Annotated in this window: 21 protein-coding genes and 1 tRNA gene; 8 read left to right on the top strand and 14 right to left on the bottom strand. The window is 69.8% G+C overall.

The window, feature by feature from the left end:
* Nucleotides 1-8 precede the first annotated feature (8 nt).
* Nucleotides 9-2,912 carry an ATP-binding cassette domain-containing protein gene (locus tag NMQ11_RS13875; RefSeq protein ID WP_255169044.1) on the top strand — a complete coding sequence of 968 codons (2,904 nt, stop codon included), beginning with the start codon at nt 9-11 and terminating at the stop codon, nt 2,910-2,912.
* Here the strand turns inward: NMQ11_RS13875 and NMQ11_RS13870 are convergent.
* A complete protein-coding gene (locus NMQ11_RS13870; RefSeq protein WP_255169043.1) occupies nt 2,909-3,202 on the bottom strand; it encodes an ArsR/SmtB family transcription factor in 294 nt (97 codons plus the stop codon). The genes NMQ11_RS13875 and NMQ11_RS13870 overlap by 4 nt on opposite strands.
* Before the next feature lie 151 nt (nt 3,203-3,353).
* Between NMQ11_RS13870 and NMQ11_RS13865 the strand changes: the two genes are divergently transcribed.
* The 3 genes from NMQ11_RS13865 to NMQ11_RS13855 all read left to right on the top strand — a co-directional run bounded on the left by NMQ11_RS13865 (nt 3,354) and on the right by NMQ11_RS13855 (nt 5,665).
* Nucleotides 3,354-3,656 carry an amphi-Trp domain-containing protein gene (locus NMQ11_RS13865; RefSeq protein ID WP_255169042.1) on the top strand — a complete coding sequence of 101 codons (303 nt, stop codon included), beginning with the start codon at nt 3,354-3,356 and terminating at the stop codon, nt 3,654-3,656.
* A gap of 162 nt (nt 3,657-3,818) precedes the next feature.
* The gene (locus NMQ11_RS13860; protein WP_255169041.1) at nt 3,819-4,874 is read left to right on the top strand and encodes an ABC transporter substrate-binding protein; all 1,056 of its coding nucleotides are present in this window, start codon (nt 3,819-3,821) and stop codon (nt 4,872-4,874) included.
* Complete coding sequence (locus NMQ11_RS13855; RefSeq protein ID WP_255169040.1) at nt 4,871-5,665, top strand: ABC transporter permease; 795 nt, start codon at nt 4,871-4,873, stop codon at nt 5,663-5,665. Before NMQ11_RS13860 ends, NMQ11_RS13855 begins: the two co-directional genes overlap by 4 nt.
* Nucleotides 5,666-5,687: 22 nt before the next feature.
* Here the strand turns inward: NMQ11_RS13855 and NMQ11_RS13850 are convergent, their stop codons facing one another.
* The 8 genes from NMQ11_RS13850 to NMQ11_RS13815 form a co-directional block, all read right to left on the bottom strand.
* Nucleotides 5,688-6,476, bottom strand: coding sequence for an ABC transporter permease (locus NMQ11_RS13850; RefSeq protein WP_255169039.1), 789 nt, complete (start codon nt 6,474-6,476; stop codon nt 5,688-5,690).
* Nucleotides 6,473-7,240: an ABC transporter ATP-binding protein gene (locus tag NMQ11_RS13845; RefSeq protein ID WP_255169038.1), complete on the bottom strand. Its 768-nt coding sequence runs from the start codon at nt 7,238-7,240 to the stop codon at nt 6,473-6,475. Before NMQ11_RS13845 ends, NMQ11_RS13850 begins: the two co-directional genes overlap by 4 nt.
* Nucleotides 7,237-8,496 (bottom strand): ABC transporter substrate-binding protein, encoded by a 1,260-nt coding sequence (locus NMQ11_RS13840; protein ID WP_255169037.1) that lies wholly within the window; start codon nt 8,494-8,496, stop codon nt 7,237-7,239. Before NMQ11_RS13840 ends, NMQ11_RS13845 begins: the two co-directional genes overlap by 4 nt.
* Nucleotides 8,497-8,759: 263 nt before the next feature.
* Nucleotides 8,760-10,424 carry a thermosome subunit beta gene (thsB, locus tag NMQ11_RS13835; protein WP_255169036.1) on the bottom strand — a complete coding sequence of 555 codons (1,665 nt, stop codon included), beginning with the start codon at nt 10,422-10,424 and terminating at the stop codon, nt 8,760-8,762.
* A 206-nt stretch (nt 10,425-10,630) separates the two neighbouring features.
* Entirely contained in the window at nt 10,631-11,329 is a 699-nt protein-coding gene (locus NMQ11_RS13830) for an SOS response-associated peptidase (RefSeq protein ID WP_255169035.1), read from the bottom strand.
* A gap of 574 nt (nt 11,330-11,903) precedes the next feature.
* Nucleotides 11,904-11,985, bottom strand: a tRNA-Ser gene (locus NMQ11_RS13825).
* 63 nt (nt 11,986-12,048) lie between these two features.
* Entirely contained in the window at nt 12,049-12,279 is a 231-nt protein-coding gene (locus NMQ11_RS13820) for a DUF7981 family protein (protein WP_255169034.1), read from the bottom strand.
* 1 nt (nt 12,280) lies between these two features.
* Nucleotides 12,281-12,661 carry a RidA family protein gene (locus tag NMQ11_RS13815; protein ID WP_255169033.1) on the bottom strand — a complete coding sequence of 127 codons (381 nt, stop codon included), beginning with the start codon at nt 12,659-12,661 and terminating at the stop codon, nt 12,281-12,283.
* An 87-nt stretch (nt 12,662-12,748) separates the two neighbouring features.
* On the opposite strand from NMQ11_RS13815, the gene NMQ11_RS13810 reads away from it, so the two are divergent.
* Nucleotides 12,749-13,630, top strand: coding sequence for a hypothetical protein (locus NMQ11_RS13810; protein WP_255169032.1), 882 nt, complete (start codon nt 12,749-12,751; stop codon nt 13,628-13,630).
* 110 nt (nt 13,631-13,740) lie between these two features.
* Nucleotides 13,741-14,403, top strand: a complete 663-nt coding sequence (locus NMQ11_RS13805; RefSeq protein WP_255169031.1) for a helix-turn-helix domain-containing protein — start codon at nt 13,741-13,743, stop codon at nt 14,401-14,403.
* Nucleotides 14,404-14,448: 45 nt separating this feature from the next.
* On the opposite strand, the gene ilvA is transcribed toward NMQ11_RS13805, so the two are convergent.
* Both ilvA and NMQ11_RS13795 read right to left on the bottom strand, forming a co-directional pair.
* Nucleotides 14,449-15,660 (bottom strand): threonine ammonia-lyase, encoded by a 1,212-nt coding sequence (ilvA, locus tag NMQ11_RS13800; protein WP_255169030.1) that lies wholly within the window; start codon nt 15,658-15,660, stop codon nt 14,449-14,451.
* 232 nt (nt 15,661-15,892) lie between these two features.
* The gene (locus tag NMQ11_RS13795) at nt 15,893-16,294 is read right to left on the bottom strand and encodes a gamma-glutamylcyclotransferase family protein (RefSeq protein ID WP_255169029.1); all 402 of its coding nucleotides are present in this window, start codon (nt 16,292-16,294) and stop codon (nt 15,893-15,895) included.
* Nucleotides 16,295-16,364: 70 nt separating this feature from the next.
* Between NMQ11_RS13795 and NMQ11_RS13790 the strand changes: the two genes are divergently transcribed.
* Both NMQ11_RS13790 and NMQ11_RS13785 read left to right on the top strand, forming a co-directional pair.
* Nucleotides 16,365-17,747, top strand: a complete 1,383-nt coding sequence (locus NMQ11_RS13790) for an MATE family efflux transporter (protein ID WP_255169028.1) — start codon at nt 16,365-16,367, stop codon at nt 17,745-17,747.
* 98 nt (nt 17,748-17,845) lie between these two features.
* Nucleotides 17,846-20,263, top strand: coding sequence for a PAS domain S-box protein (locus tag NMQ11_RS13785; protein WP_255169027.1), 2,418 nt, complete (start codon nt 17,846-17,848; stop codon nt 20,261-20,263).
* Nucleotides 20,264-20,267: 4 nt separating this feature from the next.
* Here the strand turns inward: NMQ11_RS13785 and NMQ11_RS13780 are convergent, their stop codons facing one another.
* The 3 genes from NMQ11_RS13780 to NMQ11_RS13770 all read right to left on the bottom strand — a co-directional run bounded on the left by NMQ11_RS13780 (nt 20,268) and on the right by NMQ11_RS13770 (nt 24,166).
* On the bottom strand, nt 20,268-21,506 hold the full coding sequence (locus NMQ11_RS13780; protein WP_255169026.1) for a hypothetical protein: 1,239 nt from the start codon (nt 21,504-21,506) through the stop codon (nt 20,268-20,270).
* Between the two features lie 74 nt (nt 21,507-21,580).
* Nucleotides 21,581-22,840: a hypothetical protein gene (locus NMQ11_RS13775; protein ID WP_255169025.1), complete on the bottom strand. Its 1,260-nt coding sequence runs from the start codon at nt 22,838-22,840 to the stop codon at nt 21,581-21,583.
* A gap of 81 nt (nt 22,841-22,921) precedes the next feature.
* Nucleotides 22,922-24,166, bottom strand: a complete 1,245-nt coding sequence (locus NMQ11_RS13770) for a hypothetical protein (protein WP_255169024.1) — start codon at nt 24,164-24,166, stop codon at nt 22,922-22,924.
* Nucleotides 24,167-24,225 lie beyond the last annotated feature (59 nt).

Below are 24,225 nucleotides of genomic sequence, written 5' to 3'. Positions count from 1 at the left end.
CCGCACGAATGACCACGACCGATCCCTTCGACCTCGACGACGGCCGCGCGCCAGAGAGCGAGGCGGCCGGCGACGGCGACGAGCGACCGCCGGTCGGGCTCACGCTGCTGGCCGGCGCCGTGGTCGCGGCGGTCGTCGTCCCGGTCGTCTGGATCGGGGTGATGGCGCTGTCGGTCGATCCCGGGCGGGCCGTCTCGATGGTGTTCCGGGCGCGAACCCTCGAGATCCTGCTCAACACGCTCGTCCTCGTCGGCCTGGTGACGACCTTCTCCGTTCTCCTTGGGGTGCCGCTGGCGGTACTCACGACGCTCACCGACCTCCCTCACCGGCGGTTCTGGACCGTCGCCCTCGCACTCCCCCTGGTGATTCCGAGTTTCACGAGCGCCTTCGCGTTCATCTCCGTCTGGGGGCCGCGGGGGATGGTGCAGTCGGCGCTCGAGCCGTTCGGCGTCCACTCGCTCCCCGAGATCTACGGCCTCTGGGGCACCGTCTTCATCCTCACGCTGTACAACTACCCGTTCGTCTACCTCACGACCGTCGCCGGGCTGCGCGCGTTCGACAAGACCTACCTCGACGCCGGCCGCTCGCTCGAGACCTCCCGATTTCGCGCGTTCCGGCGGGTCGTGCTGCCGCTGGTGAAGCCGGCGGTCGCCGCCGGCACGCTGCTCACGGCTCTCGAGACCGCGGGCGACTTCGGCGTGCCCGCGATGTTGCGCTTCGACGTGTTCACCCGCCAGATCTACCTCGAGCACAACGCCCTCGCGGGGGACTACGCCGCGCTCCTCTCGTTGCACCTGGTCGCGATCGCGCTCGTGATCCTCGCCCTCGAGTCCCAGGTCCGGGGTCACGAGACGATCCACGGCGGCGCCCGCGGCGAGTCCCGCTCGTACGCCGTCCGGCTGGGGTGGTGGGTGTGGCCCGCCCGCCTGCTCTGCGGGCTCGTGGTCACCCTCAGCGTCGTCCTCCCCGTGGTCTTTCTCTCGTGGTGGCTGTTCCACGGCCCGGAGTCCTACGTCGGCTCGCTCGCGTTCCGCTGGGAGTACGCGATCAACTCGGCGACGGTGTCGGCGCTTTCGGCCGTCGCCGCCGCGGCGCTCGCGCTGCCGATCGCCTACCTCGCGGCGCGCTACCGGTCGTCGACGGCGAGCGTCCTCGAGCGGGCGAGCTACGTCGGCTTCGCGGTCCCCGGCATCGTCATCGGGCTGGCGCTCGTCTCCGGGGCGTCCGCCCACGCGCCGGCGATCTACCAGACGCTCCCGCTGGTGGTCTTCGCCTACGTCGTGCTCTACCTCCCGCTCGCGGTCGGCGCCGCGCGGGCGTCGTTCCTGTACGTCAACCCCCGACTGACCGAGGCCGCCCGCAGCCTGGGGTGTTCGCCGCTCGAGGCGTTCCGGCGGGTCACGCTGCCGCTCGTCGTCCCCGGGATCGTCGCCGGCGGGGCGCTCGTCTTCCTCCACGCGATGAAGGAGTTGCCGGCGACGCTGCTGCTCCGGCCGGCGGGCTTCGAGTCGCTCGCGACGTTCATCTGGATGGCCGAGCGAAACGCCTACTACGGCTACGCGGCCGTCCCGGCGCTCGTCCTCGTGTTCGTCTCCGGGCTCGCCGTTCTCGGACTGTTCCCGCGCGAGGAGGGCTACCGGCGGCTGCTGCGCCGGCGGACGCGTTCCCCCGACGACGGGTCCGCGAGCGGCGGCGACCGCTCGGGGGTGCCTTCCCGGGAGACGATCGCCGACGGCGACGGGCGGCCGCTCGAGAGGGGCCGTGCGACTGGTGAGTCGTCCCCCGCGTCGCGACCGGCGGCGACTGGGTCCGGCCCGGCGGCTCGCGGCGACCGGGCGGATCCCGTCGTCGTCCTCGAGAGCGTCACGAGGCGCTACGGGCGCGAGACCGCGGTCGAGGGGCTCTCGCTGTCGGTCCGCGAGGGCGAACTGCTCACGCTGGTCGGCCCCTCCGGCTGCGGGAAGACGACGACGCTGCGGCTGATCGCGGGCCTCGAGTACCCCGACGCGGGTCGGATCGAACTCCGGGGCGAGACGGTCGCGGACGGCTCGACGCGCGTCCCCTGCGAGCGCCGCGACGTCGGCATCGTCTTCCAGGAGTTCGCGCTGTTTCCCCACCGGACGGTCGCCGAGAACGTCGCGTTCGGGCTCGAGGACGAAGACGAGGGTGTCGTCGACGAGCTGCTCGAGCTGGTCGGGCTGGCCCCCTACCGCGACGGCTACCCCGACGAGCTCTCGGGCGGCCAGAAACAGCGGGTCGCGCTGGCGCGCTCGCTGGCACCCGAGCCGGACGTGCTGTTGCTCGACGAGCCGCTGTCGAACCTCGACGCGGGCCTGCGGGTGCGGATGCGCGAGACCGTCCGCCGAATCGTCGACGCCGTCGGCGTCACCGCGGTCTGGGTCACCCACGACCAGGCGGAGGCGCTCTCGGTCGGGGATCGGACGGCGGTCCTCCACGAGGGGGCGATCGAACAGGTCGGGCCGCCCCGCGAGGTGTTCATGCAGCCGGCCTCCCGGCGGGTGGCCGACTTCCTGGGCCGGGCGAGCTACCTCGAGGGCCGGCTCAGCGAAGGTGGTGTCGAGACGCCGATCGGTTCGCTCGAGCGCGACCGGCTCTCGCTCTCCGCAGCCGACGTCGCCCGACCTGCGGTCTCCGCCGACGACCCCGGTCGGGTCTCGATCCTCCTCCGGCCGGACGACCTCGCCGTCGAGCCGGCGACGGCGGAGCGGGCGGACGGCCGACTCGTCCACCGGGGGTTCACTGGGTCGACCGTGCGGTACCGGATCGAACTCGCCGACGGCACCGTCCTCGAGAGCCGGTGCTCCCACGAGGAGTGGCTCGCGGTCGGGACGCCGGTCGCGGTGTCGATCGCGGCCGGTCACCGCCTGCCGACGTTCCCCGCGGACGGTTAGTCGAGCGACTGCGGCGTCGACTCGACGCGTTCGGCCTGCAGGAGAAAGGTCCGTTCGGGCGGCGGCGCGATCCGGAGTTCGACGGCGCTGACCAGCCGGTAGTACTTCCGGTTGCCGCGCATGTACCACTCGACCAGCTCCGCGTCCTCGAGCGCCGAGAGGTGGTGGACGGCCGTCGTCCCGTCCATCCCGGTCTCCTCGGCGAGCTCCGAGACGTACATCGGGCGGCGCGAGAGCGCCCTGAGGATCGCGAGGCGCGTCCCGTTCCCCAGCGCGTCGATGAGCGACATATCTAGTCGTTCGACAGCCAACCCTATGAAGGGGTGGCGTCGCCGATGCCCGCAACGGACGGCCCGCGGAGTGGCGCGCTCGTGCTCGAATCGGTGACGTATCGGGCCCCATGAACGGGGATTTATCCTCGCTCTCGTCGTGTTCTTCGGCGTGGGCGACCGCGTAGACTTCCCCGACGACCGCGACCGCGACCGGCGGACGATCACCGACGGCTACTTCGAGCGCGAGGTGTACCTCTCCCGGTCGGAGACGGCCGCCTTCCTCCGGAACCTCGCCGACCAGCTCGAGTCGGACACCTCGTTTACCATCTCCGCTGCGGAGTGGGAGATCCCCTTCGAGTACCGCGAGCCGATCGAGGTCGAGATCGAGTTCTCCAGACAGCGCGAGGGCGAACTCGAGATCGAACTCGAGTTCACCGAGCCCCGCGACGGCAGCGACCTCTCGATCCGCTGAGCGCTCGTCGCTCGACGGCCGGTTTTCTACTCGCCCTGCGACACGGTGTGACCGTCAGTAGACGCCGCTGACTGTACCGAAATCGTGACTCTCCCGGTCCCAGACGTACGTATTTAAACGTTTCCGGGAATCCTTTTTGCAACCAGCTGTGGTCCGTCCCACATGACACCGAGCAGACGGGCGTACCTCGGGACCGTGGCGGGAGCGGCCGCCGGACTGGCCGCTGGCTGTCTGGCCGAAGGGGACGACGAGGGGGCGCTCGACCTCGAGGGCGAACGCACCGAACTCCTGTTGAACTGGCAGCCGAGCGGGCTCCACGTGCCGTACTACGCGGCGGCCGATCGAGGGTTCTACGAGGAACACGGCCTCGAGGTCGCCGAGATCGAGAGCGGACAGGGCTCGGACTTCTCGGCGACCCAGGTCGCCCTCGAGAACGTCCCCTTCGGGGTGACGAGCAGCGACCAGGTGCTCAACGTCGCGAGCGAGGGGCTCGAGCCGACCTGCGTGGGCGTGCTCATGCAGCGCAACCCGGTCGTCCTCTTCGCCGACCGCGACGGCTTCGGCGAGGAACTCGAAGAGCCCGCCCAGCTCGAGGGGACGACGGTCGGGAGCGGACCGGGAATGGTGCGGATGATGTCGACGACGTACCTCGAGCACCACGACGTCGACGTCGAGATCGCCGACGCCGGCCCCGACATCGTCCAGCAGGTGCTCACCGGCGAGGTCGACGCGGGCGCGGGGGTGTTCAGCGACGTCGTCGACGCGCGCCACCAGGACGCGACGATCGACGTCCTCTCCGTCGACGACGACATCCCCTCTTACGGCCACCTGATCGCGACGAGTCGAACCTTCGCCGAGGACAACCCCGACGTCGTCCGGGCGTTCCTTCGCGGGACAGCGAGGGGCGCCGCCTGGGCCGCGGACAACGTCGAGGGGGCCACCGAGATCCTGGTCGAGGCGGTTCCGGAACTCGAGGAGGCGGCGGACAACCAGCGCGACAAGTGGGAGCTCCTCGCCGAGGAGTACCTCGTCTCCGAGGCCGTCGAGGAGAACGGCTGGGGCTGGAGCGACGGCGACGTCTGGGCGGAGACCGCCGACGTGCTCGCAGAACACGACTTCCTCGGCGGCGCGGTCGACTCCGGGGACGTCTGGACGAACGACTACTTAGACGCCGACTACGAGTACATCGGCGAGTTCACCGACGAGACGGGGGGATGAGCGCTCGCCGCCGGTCGGGGCGGCTGCTCGAGCGAGCCGCTCCCGTCGCCCTCGGGATCGGGCTGGTGGTCGCCTGGCACGCCTACGTAACCGCCAGGGAGGTGCCGTCGATCGTCCTGCCGACGCCGCTCGAGGTCGCGACGGCGCTGTGGCTCTCCCGGCGGCTCCTGCTCGCAGACGCGGCGGTGACGGCGGCGACGGCCGCGCTGGGGCTCGCGCTCGGCGCTCTCGTGGGCGGCCTGCTGGCGTTCGGAATGCTCCGGTCGCGGCTGTTCCGGTCGATTTCGCTGCCGTACGTCGTCGGTCTCCGCATCGCGCCGGTGATCGCGATCGCCCCGCTCGTCTTCCTCTGGATCGGCCGCGGGATCGTCCCTCGCGCGGTCGTCGTCGCCACGCTGACGCAGTTTCCGATCGCCATCGGGATGCTGAGCGGCCTCCGGTCGGTGCCCGAGGAGTACCTCGACCTGCTCCGGTCGGTCGACGCCCCCGAGCGCCGGCTGTTCGTCTCCGTTCGGCTGCCCGCGGCCGCCTCGAGCGTGCTCGCGAGCGCCCAGGTCGCGGCGACGCTCGCGGTCATCGGCGCCGTCGTCGCCGAGTTCGTCACCCTGCGTTCGGGGCTCGGCTACCGGGTGTTCGACTCGGGGATGCGCCTCGAGACCGCGGAGATGTACGCCGCGCTGGTCGCGCTCTCGCTGGTGGGGATCGGCTTCTACGGCCTGCCGCGGCTCGGCTGGTGGTGCTGGCGCGAGTGGGGTGCGCTGGCGAGTCGCCGGTCCGTGCGGAGTAGGTGAATCCCGGCCGGCGGTCGACGGCTCAGCCGGGCACCCGGTACCACAGCAGCCGTCGCTCCACGGCGACGACCAGCCCGTACAGCGCCAGTCCCTCGAGCAGGAGCACGACCAGCGCGGCGATCATCACGTCCGCCAGCAGGTTCTCCGAGGCGACGAGCACGAGCGAGCCCAGCCCGCCGTCGACGACCACCCACTCGGCGACGATCGCGCCGACGACGGCGAGCGTGACCGACTGCTTGAGCCCCGAGACGACCTCCGGGAGCGCGAACCGAAGTCGGACCGCCATCACCCGAATCGGCCCCGCGTCGACCGACCGGAGCAAGTCGAGGTAGCGCCGGTCGAGCCGGTCGAGGCCGGCGATCGTCCCGAGACAGATCGGAAAGAACGCGATGAGCGCGATGAAGACGACCGCGGTCGTCCGCCCGGTCCCCAGGTAGATCAACAGCGGCGGCGCGACGGCGACCTTGGGCACCACACGGATCGTGACGAGGTAGGGAACCAGCGCGTAGCGCAGCGGCCGGATCGCGACGACGGCGACCGCGACGGCGAACCCGCCGGCGATCCCGACGCCGCCGCCGTAGAGGATCCGCCAGAGGGTCGCGAGCGCGCTGGTCGCGTACAGTTCTGGGTTCCCGGCCAGCCTGCTCGCGACGTCGACTGGGCCCGGCAGGAGGTACGGCGGGACCTCGAGTGCGGCGACGACGGCCGCCCAGGCGCCGACGAGGACGGCGAATGCGACCAGCGGCGCGACGACGGTGCCCGTCCGGGAGCCCGACTCGCCGACCGGCGCCTCCACGTGACCGCGGATCATGGGTCCCGCTGTCGGGTCCGTTCGGCGCGCGCGCCGTGGAGGCTCGAGCGGACGGCCGCGACCTGGCGCTGGAACGCCCGTGACTCGAAGACGCTCTCGTCGCGCGGCCGGGGCAGGTCGACCTCGAACGACGCCGTGAGCCGTCCGGGCGGGCCGTCGACCAGCAGGCAGCGGTCGGCGAGCAGGACGGCCTCGGGCACGCTGTGGGTGACGAACAGCACCGTCTTCCGCTCGCGCCGCCAGAGCTCCCGGAGCTCGACGCCCAGTTCCTCGCGGGTGATCTCGTCGAGTTCGCCGAACGGCTCGTCCATCAACAGCAGGTCGGCCCCGAGGTGGAGCGCGCGGGCGATCGCTACCCGCTGGGCCATCCCGCCGGAGAGCTCCTCGGGGTAGCGGTGTTCGGCCCCGCCGAGGCCGACGCGCTCGAGGAGGTCGGCCGCCCGATCCGTCTCGGCGGGTTTTCCGGCGACCGTCCGGAGGAAGGTCACGTTCTGCAGCGCCGTCTTCCAGGGGAACAGCGTGTGCCGCTGGAAGACGAATCCGAGGTTTCCGGCCGCCCGGGCGGCCGCCGGCTCGCGTCCGTCGATCAGCACCGCCCCCCGCGTGGGCTCCTCCAGGCCCGCGATCGCCCGTAGCAGGGTCGTCTTCCCACAGCCCGAGGGGCCGACGATGGTGACGAACTCTCCAGCCGCCACCTCGAGGTCGACGCCCTCGAGCGCGACGACGTCCTCGTAGGCCACGGTGAGGCCGCTCGCCCGGATCATGGCCGACTCGCCACCCCGGACAGCGCGGTCCGCACGCCCGCCCACCCGTCGGGGGTGTGCCACCCCCAGCCGCGCTTTCTGACCGTCTCGCCCGCGTCGAACCGCTCGACCGCTCGCTCGAACGTCCGGGCGACCCCCGCGGGCGTCTCGCCGGCGCTCGTCGCCACGGCGTCGACCGCCGGTTGCCCGGTCGCGCTCGCCCGGCCCGCCATCACCGCGGTCAGGGCCCGCTCGAGGAGCGGCCGGCGTCGCTCGAGCGTCTCCCGGTGGACGATCAGCGCGGGGCCGTACACGGGGTACTGCTCGGCCATCGCCACCACCTCGACGGTGTGGCCCTCTCGCTCCAGGCGCCCCGGATCGGGGCTCATTCCGGTGACGGCGTCGACCTCTCCGGAGACGAGCGCCGTCCGCTCCTCGCCCGCGAGGTCGACGATGTCGACCGCCTCGGCGAGCCCGGCCTGCTCGAGCAGGAACCGGGCCAACAGTCCGGTTTCGGTTCCCGAGGGAATGCCGACGCGCCGGCCCCCGAGCTGTGCCATCGACGTGAACGGCTCGTCGAACCGCCCCTCGAGGGCACAGAGCACGACGGTCGAGCGCTGGAAGATCACCGCGACGGGGACGATCTCGCGGCCCGCCCGCCGCTCCCGACAGGCGGTCACCGCGCCGGCGACGCCGAGGTCGACGTCGCCCGCCGCGACGGCGGCGACCACTGCACGCGATCCCGCGTACGATTCGAACGACAGCGACGGCGAGTCCGGGAGCGCGTCCCGAGCCGCGAACAGCGGCAGGTGGAGGGCGTTGGGCTCCCAGTTGAGACCGATCGCCAGCGACCCCGTCCCGCCGGTCGCTGCGGTCGATTCGGCCGGCAGTGCCGCCGAGAGCTCGCCCTCGAGTCGCTCGGCCTGGGCGAGCAACGCCCTCGCGTGGTGGCGGTACAACGTCCGAACCGTCGCCGCTTCCGGCCGGCGGACGGCCCACCGGTCGGGCGGGCGGCCGCTTCCCGCGGTCTTCGCCGTCGTCTTCGTCACCAGGTCCGCACTCCGGAGCGCCTCGAGCGCCCTCGCCACGCTCTTTTCGTGTTCGCCGGTTCCGATCCCGATCGCCGTTCGGCTGGCGACCGATGCGAGGTCGTCGTCTGCGTCCCGACGGAGGAGGTACGCCAGCACGCGGGCGGCGGGCCGGCTCGTTGCCACCGCGAGCCGGTCGACCAGCCGCTGGTCATCCGCGGCGAGTACCGGGAACGTCCGGACGTCCATCGGGAGTCGTACACCCTCGAGGAGTATAAAGCCGGAACCGGACTCGAGATCCGGTCGGACGCCGCGGCACACCGCGGCGCCTGAGCGCCCCGCTCGGTCGACGAGTGCCGTCGCTGTGGGAAAAACGGAAGAATCGGTCGTCGGCTCGAGCGGTCGGACGGCGGGGTGAGGACCCGTTCGGTCCGAACCGCACTGCTCACGGGCGCACCGCGCCCGTTCGCATTTCAGCGGTTCTCGCTCACTTCGTTCGCTCCGAACCGCTCTTACATCATGCCGCCCATGCCACCCATACCGCCGCCCATGCCGCCGGCACCGGGTGCACCTTCCTCGTCGTCGCCCTTGTCCGTCGACAGGTCGCCGGCGGAGATGATGTCGTCGATCTTGAGCACGAGGTTCGCGGCTTCTGACGCACTGGTCACGGCCTGCTCCTTCGCGTGGGCGGGCTCGACGACGCCTGCCTCGAACGTGTCCTCGATGTCGTTCGAGAAGACGTTCAGACCGGCGCGGACCTGGCCGTCCTCGTGGGCCGCACGCAGGTCGACCAGCGTGTCGATGCTATCGAGGCCGGCGTTCTCGGCGAGCACGCGCGGGACGAGCTCGAGCGAGTCGGCGAACGCCTCGACGGCCAGCTGCTCGCGCCCGGAGACGCTGTCGGCGTAGTCACGCAGGCGCGAGGCGAGTTCGACCTCGATCGCGCCGCCGCCGGCCAGCACGCGGCCGTCGGAGACGGTCTGTGCGACGACGTCGAGGGCGTCGTTGACGCCGCGCTCGAGTTCGTCGACGACGTGCTCGGTCGAGCCGCGCAGCAGGAGGGTGACGCCGTGGGAATCTTCGCCCTCGACGTAGAAGTGACCGTCCTCCTCGTCGCGGGTGACGGTGCCGAAGCCGAGGTCGTCGGCGGTCGCGCTCTCTAAGTCGGAGACGATCGAGGCGTCGACGACCTCCTTGAGGAACTCGAGGTCGGACTTCTTCGCGCGCCGGGTCGCCAGGATGCCCTCCTTGGCGAGGTAGTGCTGGGCGAGGTCGTCGATGCCCTTCTGGCAGAAGACGACGTCGACGTCGAGGTCGACGATGTGCTGGACCTTCGCCTTCAGCTGCTCTTCCTCGCGGTCGAGGAACTTCTGGAGCTGGTCGGGGTCGGTGACGGAGACCTCGGTGTCGACGTCGGTCTCCTCGACCTCGATGGGGTCGTTCAGCAGCAGGATCGAGGCGTCCTCGGCCTCCGTGGGCATGTTGTCGTGGACCGGGTCCTTGTCGATGATGCCACCCTCGAGCAGTTCGGACTCGCCGACGGCGCGGCCGGTCTGGGTCTCGATGTTGAGGAACTCGAGGTCGACGACGTTCTCGCCCTCGTCGGTCTCGACGGTGACGCCGGAGACGGCGTCGACGATGAGCTGGGCGAGGTGCTCTTTGTTGACCTCGGCGCCCTTGCCGGTCATCGACGTCTCGGCGGTCTTGCGCAGCAGGTCCTCGTCGGAGGTGTCGATCTCGGTCGCGATGTCGTCGATCTCCTCGCGGGCCTGCTCGGCGGCCATGTGGAAGCCCTTGATGATGGCCGTCGGGTGGATGTCCTGCTCTAAGAGGTCCTCGGCGTTCTTCAGCAGTTCGCCAGCGATCGCGACGGCGGTCGTCGTGCCGTCACCGGCCTCGTCCTCCTGTGTCTCGGCGACCTCGATGATCATCTCGGCCGTCGGGTTGTCGATGTCCATCTCCTTCAGGATGGTTACCCCGTCGTTAGTGATCGTGACGGAGCCCATCGAGTCGACGAGCATCTTGTCCATCCCCTTCGGGCCGAGGGTCGAGCGAACGGCTTCGGCGACCGCGCGGGCGGCGCGGATGTTGTAATCCTGCGCGTCGCGGTCCTTGACGCGCTGGGAGTCCTCGCTCATGACGATCATCGGCTGCCCCTGTTGCATTCGCTGACTCATAGTCAGCCGATTCTATGATTGTCCTTCTACATAAATGTGGTGGTATTCGTTTCTCGCATATCGTACTCGGAGATTCGGATGGCGTCGGAAAAACGACGGAAGGGGCGGCGATGTCCCGTTTCGTGTGCTGCTCGTTACCGTGGTTCCTGCCTGAGCCGTGACCGGTCGACTGGCACGTATTTATATAGTTTTGCCGGCCCCCGTTCTCACGGTTCGACCGGTTCGACCAGCGACGGCTCGTCCATCGCCGGGCTGTTGACCGCCGTCGACACCGGATAGGCCCGCATCTCGTCCCCCGGGTACGGCTCGAGTAAGTCGTCCGAGCGACCGCCCTCGAGCCACTCCCGTTCGCGATCAGGTTCGAGGATCGCCGCCATTCGGTCGTGGAGACCGGCGACCAGCTCGTTCGGTTCGGTCGTGACGACGGTGACGGTCTCGAGCACCGCGTCCTCGCTCCCCTCACCGCCCTCGCCGGCGCCGAACGCGTCCAGTCCGGTCTGCGTCGTCGGCCGCTTCCAGCGCTCCCAGAGGCCGGCCATCGCGAACGGCCGGTCGTCCTCGAAGGCGACCCGGTAGGGCCGCTTTCCGTCCGGGGTCTCGACCCACTCGTAGAAGCCGTCGGCGGGCACCAGACAGCGCCGGTGGGCGTAGGCGCCCCGAAAGCTCGGCTTCTCGGCGAGAGTTTCCGCCCGCGCGTTGATCAGGCCGCTGCGGTCGTCGTCGGCCCAGGAGGGGACGAGCCCCCACTCGAGGCCCCGGATCGTCTCGGGTTCCTCGTTCGTGATCACCGGTACCCGCTGGCCGGGCGCGACGTTGTACCGCGGCCCGAACGGCTCCCGGAACCGCGCGTCGAAGCGCTCCTCGAGGTCGGCCTGCTCGACGAAGAGTGTGTATCGTCCACACATACCCAGTCGTACGGCGCGCGAGGCCAAACCCGTGTCCGTTCGCCGCGGGCGTAAGCGGTTCATACTCCGTTCGCGAGCGGGGGTACCCGGTGGTTACCGCCCCGAACGGAACTGGTATGCGGAAATTTACCATACTGGTGGCTGACCACTCTCCACTCGGGGTCGACATGGACGATCGATACGAGATGGTGGTGTGTGAACGCGGACTCCTCGAGCTCAGAGATCGTGACGACCCCGACTGCTGGATCGCGACCGATTCCCCGATCGAACTCGAGCCCTGACGCGACCGGCCCCGCTTTTTTCGCCTCCCGCTGACGGCTCTCCGCCCTCGCTGTGACGGTGTCGCCCTCGAGAGCGGCGTCTCGAGGTCGTTCGCACGCGCTGTGGCGTCGAGGACCGGGATTTGAACCGCGGCCGGACGTACTCATTTCGTTGCGCCCGACTCCTCTGAGTTATATTCGCGTTTTCGCGCTACGCGTCGCCACGCACCGCTCGCAGGGATTGTGGCATGAAAACGCCTCACGGCTTCGCCGTTCGGCCATTCCGAGGAACTCGCTTCGCTCGTTCCTCGCGACGCCAGGACTGGGATTTGAACCCAGAATCCCGAAAGGGAACACGCTTTCCAGGCGTGCGCCTTACCGTTCGGCCATCCTGGCTCACCCGATGATAGCCGGGTCGGTCGTTTAACTGTTACGAGACTGGACCGGTCGCCCGGGCGCTCACTCGCCGTCGTCCGCCTCGAGCGCCCGCTGGGCCGACCACGCCGCCACCCGGTGCTCGAGGACGTACGCGCTGGCTGCCGCCCCCAGCCCCACGAAAAAGGCGATCAGCGCGCCCTGTCCGATCGAGACCAGTGGCCCGTCGTAGAGGGCGTAGCCCTGGACCAGCACCAGAAAGCTCATAAAGCCGACGGCGCCCCACAGCAACGCCGACTTCACCCGCGGGCGCACGTCACTCGAGGTCGGCGATCGCTTCGATCTCGACGCCGACGCCCTTCGGCAGGTTCGCCACCTCGACGGCGCTCCGGGCCGGCGGCTCGTCGTCGAAGTACGTGCTGTAGGTGTCGTTCATCTCCTCGAAGTCCTCGATGTCGCCGAGGAACACCGTCACCTTGAGGATGTCCTCGGAGCCGGCGCCCTCCTCCTCGAGGATGGCGACGAGGTTGTCGAGGGACTGTTCGGTCTGGGTGGCGATCGACTCGCCGTCGAGCAACTCGCCGTCGGGGGTCATCGGGATCTGTCCCGCCGTAAAGAGCAGCGAGCCGTTGGTCGTCGCCTGGCTGTACGCGCCCACCGCGGCGGGGGCGTCGTCGGTGCTGATGATTCGCTTCATGGCGGTTCGATTCCCGTCGGGGGCCTTAACGACACCGGGACGCCGCGACCGGCGAACCCAAGCGGGTTGCGGGCGAACGGGAACGCAGTGTCGCTCGCTCGCACTCTCGCGGCGGCTCCCGGCCTCACAGCCGCCACGGCGACCGCCGTCGCGCTGTTGCGGTCGCTCGTCCGCTCCCTCCGGTCTCGAGTCGTGACCGACGTTCCGTTCTCGTCGCTGTTCGGCGGGCGCTACGTCGGCCCGGAGTGGGCCAGCGGCCGGGCGATCACGATCGGCCCGGCTCCCGGCGAGGTCGAGGACTTCTCGATCTACGACCGCCCCGGGTTCGACTCGAGCGACGTCCACCCCGAGATCCGCCGATTCTACGAGCGAACGGCGGAGTACGCCCTCAGCTACGAGACGACCTGGCACCGCGGCTTTCGAACCGGGGCGTGGCTGGCGTCGTTTCTGACCGGGCGGATCGAACAGCTCAACCTGCCCGGGCGCTCGGCCGCCGGCGTTCGTACCCTCGAGAGCCGGATCGCCTTCCTCGATACCGCCGTCGACGGCCGGGACGCTCGCGTCTGGACGCGAACGGACCCCGAGACGGGCGAGGCCGTGTTCGTCGCCGTCTACGCCACCCACGAGCGCGACGGGGTGACCTACGCGAACGTCGCGGTGCCGCTGCCGGGGACGAACCTCTCGACGGTGCTGCGTCCCGACGCACTCGACGCCGGGAGTCCGGACGGTGGCGCGGGCGTTCGGTTCACGACCCGCGGGGTGGGCGACGGCGGGCTGTATCTGGTGTCGCCCGTCGGCACGCTCGCGCTCCCGATGGCCCAGTCGTTTCGCGTCTGGCCGGCCGCGGGTCACGGCGGCCCGATCCCGCCGGTCGACGGCGCGGTGCTCGTCGCTACCCACGAGATGTGGCTCTGCGGGCGGCAGTTTCTCACGATCCGTTACGGGATCGAACCTGCAGAGACGACGTGAGAGCCGGGTTCGAGACGACCGAAAACCGGCCGACACTAATAAACAACCTGTGAGTGTATGCTCTGATTTTAAATACAAGTGTTTTATTCTCGCGACCCGAATACGGCTGCATGGCTACACTCGTCGACCTTCACGCACCCGCCAGCGAGACTGCGCTGGGAACGACGTTCGAGCGTGTGCCGTCGCTCGAGTGTGAGCTGGAGCAGGCGGCGGTCGCCGGCTTCCCCGGCGTCTGGTGTGCCGGCGTCGCCCGGTCCGATCTCGAGGACGCACTCGCGGCCGACCCCTCCGTCGAACGGTACGAACTTCTCAGAACCAGGGACGACGAGTCGTTTCTGTACAACCTCGAGCTGGCGGACGAGATCACCGAGATCCTGAAAATTCCGATCGACGAGGGCGGGACGATACTGGCCGCCTCGGCGGCCGACGGAACGTGGCTGTTCCGGATGCGATTTCCCGACCGGTGCGCGCTCTCTCGGACGTTCGATCGTATTCGAGACCGCGACGTCGACACCGAGGTCGTGCGGTTGCAGGAACTGACGGGGGAGACCGTGACGGATATCGGGCTCACCGCCGAGCAGTACGAGGCCCTGCGGGCCGCGGTCGAACACGGCTACTACGATATCCCTCGCCGGACCTCGATGCAGGACCTCGCGGACGAACTCGACATCTCCCACCAGGCGCTGTCGGAACGGCTCCGCCGGGCGTATCGAACGCTGGTGTCGGCCGAACTCGAGGAGGGGAGCGCGTCGCCCGTTCTCGACCTCGAGTGACCCGTCGTCCGACCGCGGTCGACGGACTCCGAAGGCGCGGGCGCCTCAGACGAGCACCTCGACCGCGTAGCCGTGGTCTTCCATGGCTGCGATGAGTTCGTCGACGTGGTCGTGTCCCCGCGTCTCGAGGTCGAGTTCGACCTCGGTGTCGCTCATCCCGATGTCGCGGGAGGTGCGGTCGTGCTGGATCGCGTAGATGTTCGCGCGGTGACTCGAGATGATCCCCAGGAGGTCCTCGAGCGCCCCCGGACGGTCCTTGAGCACCGTCCTCACCTTCAGGTAGCGGCCGGTCTCGACCAGCCCGCGCATGATGACGGTGGTGAGCATATTGAGGTCGATGTTCCCGCCCGAGAGGATCGGCACGATGCGCTCGCCCTCCTCGAAGGCGAAGCGCTCGAACAGCAGCGCTGCCAGCGGGACGGCGCCGGCGCCCTCGACCAGCGTCTTCGACCGCTCCAGGAGGTAGACGACGGCCATCGCGATCTCCGGATCGGGAACCGTGACGACCTCGTCGACGTACTCCTCGATCAGCGCGAAGTTGCGCTCGCCGACGCTACGGGTGGCGATCCCGTCGGCCATCGTGTCGACGGCCTCGATCGGGACGACCTCGCCCTTCTCGAGGGAGGTGGCGACGCTCGAGGCGCCCTCGGCTTCGACCCCGATCACGCGCGTTTCCGGTCGGCTCTCCTTGATCGCGGTGGCGACGCCGCCGATCAGCCCGCCGCCGCCGATCGGAACGACCACGGTGTCGACCTCGGGGAGATCGTCGAGGATCTCGAGGCCGATCGTCCCCTGGCCGGCGATCACGTACTCGTCGTCGAAGGCGTGGACGTAGGTGCGTTTCTCCGCGCGTTCGATCTCGTGGGCGCGTTCGGCAGCCTCGCTGTAGTCGACCCCCGAGAGGACGACCTCGGCGCCGTAGCTCCGGGTCGCCTTCACCTTCGAGATCGGCGCGTTCTCGGGCATGACGATCGTCGAGTCGACGCCGATCCGGGTCGCGGCGAGCGCGACCCCCTGGGCGTGGTTGCCCGCGCTCGCGGTGACGACGCCGGCCTCCTTTTCGGCCGCCGAGAGCGTCGCGATCCGGTTGGTCGCCCCGCGAACTTTGAACGATCCGGTGCGCTGGAAGTTCTCCAGTTTGAGGTGGACGTCCGCCCCCGTGAGCGACGAGTACGTGTGTGAGTACTCGAGCGGGGTGTGTCGCGACGTCTCCTGCACCCGCTCGCGTGCCTCGAGAATAGCCGACAGTCCGGACATACGCCGGAGTACTCGGCAAGTGCTGTTAAGGGTATTGTCGTCCCGCCGCTCGGCGGGATATCGAAATGTGCTGTCAGGACGACAGCACGACAGGGATACAGGAGTGCACGGCGTGTGACGTGCGAGTGTACACGGGACGGCAGACTATATAAATCTCATGCACGTGGACCGGAAGTGAAAACGATAGACGGAAGCGACGTGAAAGTGGTGTCTGACGGTGAGCAGACGTCCGTCATTCGTGGGTTCGTACCACGATCTCCGACCGGTCACAGTGGGTGCGAACGCGCGAGGCGAACCCCCCCTCGCCGGGCCAGGACGCGCCGTCGACGTCTAGCTTCGCGGGGTCGCCGACGTACACCCACGCCGTCCGGTCGGCGTCGGCCAGCGGGACCGACACCCGAACGTACAGCCCGCGATCGACGCCCTCGTAGGCGTCGAGTCGCGCCAGGCCCGCTTCGTCGGTCTCGAGGAGGCGCCCCCGAACCCGCCGGCCGGGAACGAGCGTCGGGTAGGCGCCGTCGACGCGCTCGAGGCCCTCGAGGATCCTCTCGCCAGCGAACGACCACCCGTCGGGACCGAGCACCGATTCGACCCGTTGCGGTTCCGTGAGCGTCCCGTAGACGAACACCTGCATACTCCCCCTGATCGCTCGAGGCCCTTGCTCGTATCGCTACAGTAAACACGCCCCGGCGGTTTCGGTTCGTATGACCGGTGCCGGCGTCCGCGCTCGCACGCTCGCGGTCTGGAAGCGCGTGCTGGCGCTCGCGTGGCCGATCATGGCCGAACAGACCACGCGGACGCTGATGCGCACCGTCGACATCATCGTCACCGGGCTGTTCTCGCCGGCCGCCATCGCGGCGATCGGCCTCGCGGACCTCTACGCCCGCCTGCCGCTGCGGATCGGCCTCGGGCTCGGAGGCGGCGCGATCGCGCTCTCGAGTCAGGACACCGGCAGCGGGGCAACGCGCACGCGAGACGAAGCCATCACACAGGCGATCCTGATCGGCGCGATTACGGGGCTCCCGTTCGTCCTCCTCGGCTTTCTCCTGAGCGAGTACGCGATCGAGATCCTGGGTGCGGAAGCCGACGTCGTCGCCTTCGGCGCGATCTACCTCATGATCATCATGGCGACGGCACCGGCCCGCCACGTCGGGCTGATCGCCGCCCGGGCGCTCCAGGGCACCGGCGACACCAAATCGCCGATGGTCGTCAACGTGATCGCGAACGTGTTCAACGTGACCGGCTCCGCCGTGCTTGGGCTCGGCCTGCTCGGTGCACCCCGTCTCGAGATCGTCGGCGTCGGGCTCGCGACGGCGTTCTCGAACGTCTTCACCGCCGTAGTGCTCGTGGGGGTCATCGCCGGCCCGTGGCGCCAGGGCTCGCTCGTCGCGCCGACCGACTGGGTAATCACGAAACAACTGGTCGCCGTTAGCACGCCACGGGTCGCCGAGGGGATGGTCGCGACCGCGATCGAGTTCCCCTTCAACGCCCTGCTGTTGCTGCTCGGGACCGAGGTCAACGCGGCCTACCAGGTCGGTCGCCGGGTCTACCAGCAGATCACCAGCCCGCTCTCGCGGGGGTACAACGTCGCCGCGAGCGTCGTCATCGGCCAGCACTTAGGCGACGGCAGTCCCGAGGACGCCCGGTTCGACGGCTGGGCGATCGCCGGTCTCGGACTCGCCACCGTCGGCGTCATCGGGATCGTCCTCGCGGCGTTCGCCCACCAGTTCGTCGCGGTCTTCACCGACGACCCCGCCACCGTCGACCACGCGGTCACCTTCGCCCAGGCCTACGGCGTCGGCGCCCCGTTCCTGGTCTCCTACATCGTCATCGCGGGCGCACTCCAGGGCGCCGGCGAGACCACCATCCCCTTTATCGCCCGCGCGAGCGGCCTGTTTCTGTTCTACCTCTGTTTCTCGTACGTCGCGGCGGTCCCCCTCGGCTACGGCGTCCTCGGCATCTGCGCCGGCATCATCCTCTATTACATCTGGTCGCTCGGCGTGGTGACGGCGGGCTACGTCTACGGCGACTGGGCCGGGAAGGCGGCACGGATGATGGAAGAGCGGGGGACGCTGTCCGACGACTGAGACGGCCTGTTGTAATTCGTTACTCATCGAGTCTGAGTGTCGTCGTCTTTCCGGGCGTGAGATACATTAGGTAGACCCACATTGTGAGCGGTAGACGGATGGGTACCCAGGAGAACTATCGGGGGATCGGGGAGTTCGTCGACGCCGTTCGACACGCGCTCGTCCCCGCTACGACGCGGTCGGAACTCGTCAGCGGCCTCTGCGAGTCGTTTCCGACTCGAGAGGGCGACACCCGGCTCTGGCTCGGCGAACTCGACGGAACCGGGACGGTGATCCGGCCGCACGCGGCGGCGGGAGTCGACCGCGACGCGCTCGAGGCGGTCCCCCTCGACGGCTCGAGCGCCGCCGCCGAGGCGCTCGAAGCGGCTCTTACGACGGGGGAGTCGCAGTTCGTCGACCGGCCAGTCGACGGCGAGTCCGACTCGGACGGGCAGCGAACTCCGACCGCGGTCGTCCCGCTGATCCCGGCCGGAACGCCGTACGGGGCGCTCTGGATCACGCAGGAGACGCCCTTCGACGCCGACGACCGGACGGCGCTCGCGACGCTTCGCGAGGCGCTCGAGAGCGCGCTCGAGGCGTTCGATGCCGACGGCGCAGTCGACGACTGTGGCGATGCGCGCGATATCACGGACCCGCGATCCGACGAACGCCGGCTCTCGCGACACCGTGACCGGCTCACCGCGCTCACGGATCGTCTCCTCGAGACGGTGCCGACCGGGGTGATGATGTTCGACGCCGACGGCGAACTCGCGCAGTTCAATCAGCGCGCCGCCGACATCATGGGATCGTCCGGCGTCGCGGCGATGAACGGCGCGGCCGACTCGGAGTGGGTGCTCACCACCGCCGACGGCGAGCCGCTCTCCGAGTCTGCGTACCCGGCCACCCGCGTCCTCGAAACCGGCGAGGCGCTGTACAGCGAGGAGTTCCGACTCGAACACCCGACGAACGACCCGGTCTGGCTCTCGGTCAACGGGGCGCCGGTCCCCGAGCCCCAAGGAGCGACGGCTGCGGTTCTCGCGTTCGAAGATATCACCGACCAGAAGGAGCGCGAGCGGTATTTGCAGGACGCGAAGTCGCAACTCGAGGCGGCGACCGACGCGGGAGCCGTCGGCACCTGGGAGTGGCACATTCCCGAAGATCGGTTCGTCTGTGGCGCCTCGTTCGCCCGCACGTTCGGCGTCGACCCCGACGAGGCCCGGTCCGGCGTCCCGCTCGAGGAGCTCACCTCCTCGATTCACGCGGCCGACCGCGAGCGGGTCGCCGAACAGATCCGGGAGGCGGTCGACGGCTGCGAGGAGTACGAGGCGGAGTATCGCGTCTGGGACGCCGACGGCGAGCTCCGGTGGGTCGTCGCCCGCGGCCACGTCGAGTGCGACGAGGACGGCAACCCCGAGACGTTCCCGGGCGCGCTCGCCGACATCACCGACCGGAAGCAGGTCGAGGAGGCGCTCAAGCGCCACAAAGATCAGCTCCGGACGCTGATCCGTCTCCTCCCGGTCGGCGTCGTCGTCGCGGGCGCGGAGGGGCGGTTCATCGAGGCGAACGAGACCGCCAAGCAGATCTGGGGCGGCGACGTCTTCGACGCCGAGTCGCCGGCCGACTACGAGAAGTTCCCCGTCTGGTCGGCGGAGACGGGCGAGCCGGTCACGTTCGAAGATCGGCCGATGAACCGGGTGCTCGCGGGCGAGGAACTCACGGAGCCGGAGGTCCTCGAGATGGAGGCGGCCGACGGCACCCGGCGCGTGATCATGGTTCACGGAATGCCGGTTCGCGACCCGACCGGCGACGTCAGCCGCGGCGTCGTCACCATCACCGACATCACCGAGCGAAAACGCCGAGAGCAACAGCTCGAGCGCCAGAACAACCGCCTCGAGAGCTTCGCCAGCATGCTCGCCCACGAGCTGCGAAACCCGCTGTCGATCGGGAAGATCTACCTCCCGGCGGCCACCGACGGCGATCGAGCGGCCGCGTCCGAAGTCGAGACGGCCCTCGACCGCATCGAGAAGACGATCGAGATGCTGCTCGTGCTCACCCGCGGCACCGAACTGGCCGTCGATCCGCAGCCGGTCTCGCTCGGAGAGACGGCCGCGGACGTCTGGTCGGGACTCGACGAACCGGTGGGATCGCTGCGGATCGAGAGCGACCCCGTTATCGACGTCGAGCCCACCCACCTCACCCACCTCCTCGAGAACCTCTTTCGGAACAGCGTCGAACACGGTTCGTCGGACGATCGAGACGGGAGCCGTCCCGACGACGCCGGGAGCGTGACCGTCCGCGTCGGCGCCCTCGAGGACGGCTTCTACGTCGAGGACACCGGACCCGGCATCCCCGCCGACCGCCGCGAACGGGTGTTCGAGGCGGGGTACACGACGGGAGCGACCGGGCTCGGTCTCGGTCTGACGTTCATCGCCCAGCTCGCCGAAACCTACGGCTGGGAGTGTGCGATCACCGACGCCGACGACGGCGGGGCTCGCTTCGAGTTCACCGGCGTCACGCTCGTCCCCCGGCCGCGGTGACGGCCTACTCGAGCAGCGTCGCCACCGTGTCGGGCACCTGTTCGGCGAACGCCTCGGTCGTGAGACAGCGGGCGTGGTAGCCGTTGATCGCCGACTGCCACCGGTCGGCATCGGCGTCGGTGACGTTCTCGACCTGGCGCCCGAGTCCCCTGTCGGCGTCCTCGAGGATGTCGACGGGGGCGGCGAGCAGCCACCGAACGAGCGGATCGTCGTGGTTCTCGAGGGTCGACTCGACGGCGTCGACGGCCGCCCGCTTTCGGTCCGGAAGCCCGTCTGCGTCGACGGTCCAGTCGAACCGCTCCCAGAACGGGCTCGACGGCACGTCGTCGAACGCCTCGAGAATTTCGAAGGTCGTGTACCGGTAACACGCCGCGCGGACGCCGCTGGCGAGGAAGCCGCGCTCGATCTTTATCGGGACGCTCGAGACGCTGGTTCCGCGGTGCATCTGGTACCGGACGACGTCGCGGGCGTACGTCGGGAAGCCGCGTATTCGCCCGACCTCGTCCTCGCGAGTTCGTCCCTCGAGCAGCGACGCGGCGCGCTCGAGGACGGTGGCCAGTCGATCCCCGAAGTCGTCGCCGCCGATCTCGCGCTCGTGCCAGTCGCCGTCCTCCAGGTGGGCCTCCGCGACGGCGAGGTCTCGCCACGACCGGGCGTAGTCCCCGTCGCTCCGGTGGGCCCTGTCGTCGGCCTCGTCGACGAGCAGTTCGGCCTCGAGTCGTCGGTCGTCGACGATCCCGCTGACGACGACCGCGTCCGCGAGCGACTCGCCGCGGTAGGGCGTCTCGGCAGCCTCGAGCGCCGCCCGAACCTCGTCGATCCGCTCGTCGAGCGTCGATTCCTCGAGGTCGCCCTCCTCGTAGCGGACCGCGCCGATCGCCCGGTGCGGGCCGCGGGTGTACTCCCGCAGCCGCGTGAGTCCGTTTCGCCGTTCGGCTCGGCTCGCGCCCGCGAGTTCGTCGGGGGCGAACCGCTCGAGGTCGCTCCGCGTGGGGCTGAGTCCCTGCCCGTCCGGGGTCGCCTCGTGGGCGTCCTCGAGGGTCGTCAGCGCCCGGTCGTAGGCGGCCTCGAGGTGGGCGTCGGCGACGGGCGCACCCGCCTCGAACGACGGCACCGGGTAGTCCGTGGCCTCGCGCATCGCCTCGAGTTCGGGGTAGCGGACGATTCGCCGGCGCTGCCAGACGCCGACGCCGGTCGCGACGAGACCGGAGCCGGCGAGGAGGGCGCGTCTGCTGACGGGCATGTTCGAGGCTAGATACGTGCGGGAGTAAATACTTTCTCGAGTGCCGACACGTGAACGGTGCGCCCCGCCCCAGGCTACTCGAGCAGCGCCTCGACCGACGTCGGTACCTGCGTGGCGAACGTCTCCGCCTCGAGACAGCGAGCGTAGTACTCGTTGATCGACCGCTGCCACTGCTCGTCGTCGGCGTCGTTCGCGCCGTCGATTTGCCGCCCGAGGCGGTCGTCCGCCTGCTCGAGCGTGTCGGCGGGGCTCGCGAGCAGCCAGCGGACGAGCGGGTCGTCGTGGGCCTCGAGCGCCTCTTCGATAGCCGCGACGGCGGCTCGCTTCCGCTCCGGGAGCGCGTCGGCGTCGACGGTCCAGCCGACCGCCGCCCACTCGCCGGAGTCCGGAATTTCGGCCAGCGCATCGAGGCGCTCGTAGTGGACGTGGTGGTACACCGCGAGCTGGAGGCCGCTGGCGAGGTAGCCGCCCTCCGCTCTCGACTCCCGCGCGGAGACGTCGGAGTGTCGGCCCCCGAACGGGCCGGCCCCGACGATCATGAACGCGGCGTAGTTTCGCTCCGCGTCCTCGTGGCCCCAGTCGACGCCGTCTACGCTCTCTTCGACCGCCTCGAGGGCGTTCTCGAGGGCGGCGTCCAGCCGCTCCTCGTAGTCGTCGCCGTCGACGCCGCGGGCGTGTCGCTCGGCGTCCCGGCGGTGGACGTCGGCGGTGACGAGGTCCCGCCACGACCAGCTGAACTCGAGCCCATCCTGGAGGTCTCGGTTCTCGGCGCTGTCGATCCGGTAGCTCGCCTCGAGGTGGCGCTCGTCGACCTGTCCGTTGGCCACGACCGCGTCGGTGAGGGATTCGCCGCGGTAGCTCCGTTCGACCGCCGCGAGCGCCGCCCGTTCGGTCTCGACTCGCTCCGCTGCGTCCGTCCGATCGAGTTCCCTGTCTTCGAACCGTTCCCTGGCGAAGATCCCGGCGGCCGACCGTACGCTGCTTCGATAGCTGTCCAGCGCCTCCCGTCGCTCCGCGCGAGTCGCCGACTCGAGTTCCGACGGCGACTCGGCGTCGTGTCGCTCGCCGATGTCGGCGATCGAGGATCTGTTGTGTTCGTCCGCGACGGTCGCGTGAAACTCCTCGATCCGCTCGGCGGTCCGGTCGTGGGCCGCCTCGAGGTGGGCGTCGGCGACGGGTACGCCCGCCTCGAACGACGGCACGGGGTGGTCGGCGGCCTCGCGCATCGCCTCGAGTTCGGGGTAGCGGACGATTCGCCGGCGCTGCCAGACGCCGACGCCGGAGGCCGCGAGGAGGCCGCTACCGGCGAGGAAGGCGCGTCTGCTGGCGGGCATGTTCGGTTCTAGACCAGTCGGGCGCTAAATATTTTCTCCCGCGTAGACGGGAGCCGTTCCGGACCCGGCGGCCTCGGTCGCTCACTCGAGCAGCGCCGACACCGTATCGGGCACCTGCGCGGCGAACGTCCTGGCCTCGAGGCAGTCGACGGCGTACTCGTTGATCGACCGCTGCCACTGCTCGCCGTCTGCGTCGTTCGCGTCCTCGATTCGGCGCTCGAGCGTGTCGTCGGCTCGCTCGAGCGTGTCGACGGGGCTCGCGAGCAACCACCGGGCGAGCGGGTCGTCTCCGTGCCGTTCGAGGGCGTTCTCGATGGTTTCTACCGCTTCCCGCTTTCGCGCCGGAACGTCGGCGGCGTCGACGGTCCAGTCCAGCGACTCCCACTCCGCCCGAGACGGTATGTCGGCGAACGCCTCGAGGATCTCGAGGTACGTGTACCGGTAGCTCGCGCGCTGCAGTCCGCGCGCGAGGTAGCCACGCCGCAGGTGGGATTCGATCGGGGTCGCGCCGGGGGTGGTCATCACCTCGCGCCGGTAGAGGTCGACGACGTAGCTCATCTCACCGTCCCCGTGGCTGACGTCGATCGACTCCTCGAGCGCTTCGGTCCGCTCGAGGGCGTCGGTCAACAGCGACTCCAGCCGGTCGGCGCGGTCGGCTCCCGCCCGGTCGCGGACGAACCACTCCGCGTCGTGGCGAGTCGCGGCGGCCCGCTCGAGTCGCCGCCACCGGCTGCCGTACTCCCAGTCGTCGCTCGGCGGGTTGTCGGCGACGTACTCGAGACCCCCGCGTGCGGAGCTCCGGAGCCGGTCGCTCACCGCGTTCGCGACGACCGCCTCGGTCAGCGACTCGCCCCGGTACGGGGGGTCGAACTCGGCCAGCGCGACGTGTTCCGCTTCGCGGCGCTCGCGGATGTCGTTTCGGTCGAGGTCTCCGGTCTCGTAGCAGTACTCGCCGACGGCGCTCGCCGCGCGGGCGATCACGCCCCGCAGGGACTCGAGGGCGTCCCGCCGTTCGACCTCGCTCGCGCCCGCGAGCGCGTCGGGTTCGTACTCTGGGGGAACGTCGTCGGGGGAGTGCTCGCGCCAGTCGCCGTCGACCGCGGCGGTCGACGCCTCGAGAACGTCGCGAGCCCGTTCGTAGCTCGCCTCGAGGTGGTCGTCGCTCACTGCGGGACCGGTTTCGACGGGCGGGACCGAAATCTCGAACGCCGCGCGTAGCTCCTCTATCTCGGGGTAACGGACGATTCGTCGGCGCTGCCAGTAGCCGACGCCGGCGCCCACGACGAGACCCGACCCGGCGAGAAACCGCCGTCTGCTGGAGGGCATGTCCGCGAGTAGAAGTGAGCGCCCCAAATACTTTCTCACCCGTCGACAGGACGGCGTCG

It is taken from the genome of Natrononativus amylolyticus (assembly GCF_024362525.1).
Lineage (GTDB): Archaea > Halobacteriota > Halobacteria > Halobacteriales > Natrialbaceae > Natrononativus > Natrononativus amylolyticus.
This window is presented reverse-complemented; position numbering and strand designations above follow the sequence as displayed.